Here is a 3,436-nt window from a genome sequence, read left to right on the forward strand (position 1 = left end):
CCCCAAACCACATCATTACCTGCGTGTTGGCCGGAAAAGCTGCCGGTTCAAACAAAGTAGCTCGGGCGGTATCGAGGCGTACGCCATTCTGGTCGTTTTCGTAGGCCAGCCACCCGAAGAACTGCGGCTCCGGGGCAGATAGTTGCGGCGTGTTACCAAAGGGGTCTTTGGCACCGTCCAGAATCCATTGCCGGATGTGGTTGATTTCCGCGTTGCTCAGCGGCTGGTCGTAGAGTGGCATGCGGCCAAGCTCTTCGTCGTCGGTGGTGATGCGGTGGTACAGCCACGAAATGTCGGGATCGCCGGGCGTAACCCTGTACGGATAAACCCAGGTGGTGTCGTTGCCCACAATGGAGGCGATAACGTTTTTGATGGGTTTGTGATACACCAGTGTATTGTAAGAGCTGAACAGCGTGCGGAAATCAGGCTCAAAGGAGCCGTCGTGGCAGGCACCGTTGTTGGCGCCGCACTTCATCGAGAGAATGTTGTTGTAGATGCCCGTAAACGACGATGAATCAAACACCGTGGGGAATGTGGGCGCAGTTCCTCCGTTCTCAAAGGGATTGGGGAAGTTCACGTCGGTGGGTTCCACGCGCGTGGTTTCCCTGGTGCAGGATGCCAGCGCCAATATCACCGTTGCCAGCGTCATCAGGGCGATATGGCAGGAGCGCATCATACGAACGCGTCTTGCAGAATTTGCCCGTCCAGACCCATGCTCTGAACCGGCATGTGGAAGCCGAGGATGTGCGCAATGGTGGGGAGAATATCTACCGATTCGCCCACCGGACTGGCTGAGGTGCCCACCACCGCACCCTGGTTCACGACTCCCGGAGGGCCTGCAATCAGCCCGAAAATTTCGCGCGAGTTGTTGTCGTTGGTGTGGTCAATTCCCGGCAGACCGTTGCTGTCGAAAAGCTCGTTGGGGTTGAGGTTACGGCCGTGTTCGGGCATGCAAATCATGATGGTGTCATTGGCCATCACAGGGTCGTTCTGGATTTTGTTCCAGAGCCAGCCCACGCCGTAATCTGCCCGGTGCAGGGTGCTGATGTGCGCGCTGAAATCGGTGTGGCAGATATCCGAGTTAAAGGTGTTTACCACGGTGAGCTCGGGTTTAAAGGTGTCCATGACCTTCCACGCGGCGGCAATGTTCACCAGGTCGCCGGTAAGCTGGTTCACGCCCACGCCGGGAGGCAGCGGAAATTCTACCGGATTGGTTCCGTTGGCTACCGAAATGATAAACTGCTTGATGTCTTCCTTGTCGTTTCGGGTGTTGATGATGCCGGGCAGGTCATCCACGGTGCGCTCAAAGTTGTTGTTTAAAAAGAACTGCATGGCCTCAAGGCGATCCACGTCATCGGGTTGAAAGGCGTTGGCCGTACCGAAATAGCTGAGGCCCGTTTGCCCGAAAATGGTGGCCGGGTGCATGTAATTGGCGCCGTACATGGCTCCGTATTGAGGGTGGCGACTGTAGTTGAGCGAAGGATAGGGCCCCAGACCTTCGGAAATCCACCAGGCTTTTTTGGCGCTGTGCATGGGGTCGCTGTGCTTTCGGTAGTACTCAAAGACGGTGGGAAATTCAGGGTTGATGTTGAGATTCAGACCCGTTACGGTGTACTTACCCGTCATGGCCACGGTGTGCCCGTTGTAGTGTCCGGTAGGACCGTTCGCGTAGCGCATTTCTCTGAAAAGCGTTCCCTGGCTTTGAAGCGGCTGTGCGGCAATGGGCGTCCAGGGGTTGTAAATAAGGTTGCTGGTGGGCGTATTTCCGGCCAGCATGTTGGGCATGATGTTTCCGGATGCTGCCTGCCCCACTCCTTGCAGGTACATCTGGTGCACGGTTTCCTGGTTGCGAAGCCCGCCGGCAAAGAGCACAAACACCACGTGGTTTACCAGCCGGGGCTCGCTCTGGGCAAAAACACGTCCGCTGGGTAAAATGTAGGGAGCTACGAGGGTTCCTGCTGCGGCCAGCCCGGTTTTTCGGATGAATTGTCGGCGGTTCATGGTCATCTCAGTAAAAGTAGTATTCGTTGGCGAGGATAAACGCGGTGTACACCATCTCCACAGTGATGGCCTGGTCGTCGTCAATCAGGTTCACAAAAAACAGCTTCTCGTAGGGGGTGGGGTAGCGCTTGTAGAAGCGGATGTAGGTGGCTTCTACAAAGGTGTTGAGGTCGTCGCGCATTTGCTGATCGGTGGGGAGTAAAAGTTGCGGAGAGTTGAGGTAGTGGCTCAGGATTAACTCATTGGCCATGGTTTTGTCGCCGTTGGCCAGACTGATAAGCGTAAGTTTGTTCAGCTCGTTGTTGGGAATGCGCTGTCCGAACAAATCGCCGTAGAGAATGGAGATGTACTGCACGGGTGTTTTCTGGCGCTCTTTCTCTGCGCTTGAGCTGTACACCGCCACATTGTTGATTCCGTACATCACCTGATCGTAGTTCACCTCTTCGCGCACCTCTTTGTGGCAGGCGGTGAACAACAACAGTATGGGTAGAAGCCACCTAAAAACCCGCATATTCGTCGGTTTTGAGAACGGTAGTTTGCAGTTGTTTCAGGTCGCCGGTTTGGGCCAGCAGTGCAGAGCCTTGTTGTTGTTCCAGGGCGTTGGGCGAGCGTTGCAGCAGTCGTTGGTACTGCTCTCTTACCCGGCCGCTGTAGAACTCGGGCGTATGGGTTACGATGTGTACAAAATCGCCTTTGCTGCTGCCGCTTTGCTGCAATAGCACAGTGGAGAGCCCATCTACCATTTCAACCCCGCTTTGCAGTTCGCTCAGGGTAGGGTAGCGCTGAAAAAGGTTTTCGAAGCAGGATATCACCATGTTTTCGCTTCCCATATTTATTTCGTCGTAAATGGTGTTGTAGCAGAACCTTCCGTAAAACTCGTTGATGGAAATCACGCCTTCTGCGAGCATGGAGTCGGCCTGCACGAGGTTCAGCATTTTGGCACTTTCAAATTCAAGGTATTGGGCCAGCAGCGTTTCGCCGTTTTGGTAGTACTGGTCAATCACAATCTCATAAATGGCTATTTGCTCCAGGATTTCGCTGCGGGGCACTCCGTTGATAAGCTGCACGGCGGTGTAATTCCAAAGGTTTTGGTAGTATTCCTCATCGTCCATCAGGTTGAGGATAAATTCCTCGCGCGCTTCGATGGTGAGTCCGCCGGACTGCAATGTGGACACGCCTTGCTGGATAACTTCCAAGGAGGGTTGTTCTCCGCGAATATCAATATAGAGCCGCCCCACGTAGTTTTGTACCTGAAGCGAGGTTACACCGCTGTAATCAGGGGGTTGGTTGCCTTCAACAAGGTACACTTCGTTGATTTCGTGAATCTCTGTTTTCTTGCATCCCTGGCTACACAGCGCAAGGCTCAATAGCAGTAAAAAGAATCGGTTCATTGGGAGCGGCGTCTTTGGAACACCGAAAGTAGGTATTTGTATTG

4 protein-coding genes are annotated in these 3,436 nt (G+C 54.1%); all 4 read right to left on the minus strand.

Translation table 11 applies throughout. The features are described 5' to 3' along the window. A partial coding sequence (locus tag EA392_00040; protein ID TVR42772.1) for a hypothetical protein occupies positions 1–649 on the minus strand: 649 nt, incomplete at its 3' end. A 23-nt stretch (positions 650–672) separates the two neighbouring features. After that, a complete protein-coding gene (locus EA392_00045; protein ID TVR42773.1) occupies positions 673–2,007 on the minus strand; it encodes a hypothetical protein in 1,335 nt (444 codons plus the stop codon). A 1-nt stretch (position 2,008) separates the two neighbouring features. Then, the gene (locus EA392_00050; protein ID TVR42774.1) at positions 2,009–2,476 is read right to left on the minus strand and encodes a hypothetical protein; all 468 of its coding nucleotides are present in this window, start codon (positions 2,474–2,476) and stop codon (positions 2,009–2,011) included. A gap of 22 nt (positions 2,477–2,498) precedes the next feature. Beyond that, complete coding sequence (locus tag EA392_00055; GenBank protein ID TVR42775.1) at positions 2,499–3,368, minus strand: hypothetical protein; 870 nt, start codon at positions 3,366–3,368, stop codon at positions 2,499–2,501. Between the last annotated feature and the right edge of the window lie 68 nt (positions 3,369–3,436).

Source organism: Cryomorphaceae bacterium, from assembly GCA_007695365.1.
Lineage (GTDB): Bacteria > Bacteroidota > Bacteroidia > Flavobacteriales_D > SKUL01 > SKUL01.

Bases quoted from the DNA above. Each gene is read 5' to 3' on its own strand.
- EA392_00045 (TVR42773.1), bottom strand. From the start codon at position 2,007: ATGACCATGAACCGCCGACAATTCATCCGAAAAACCGGGCTGGCCGCA.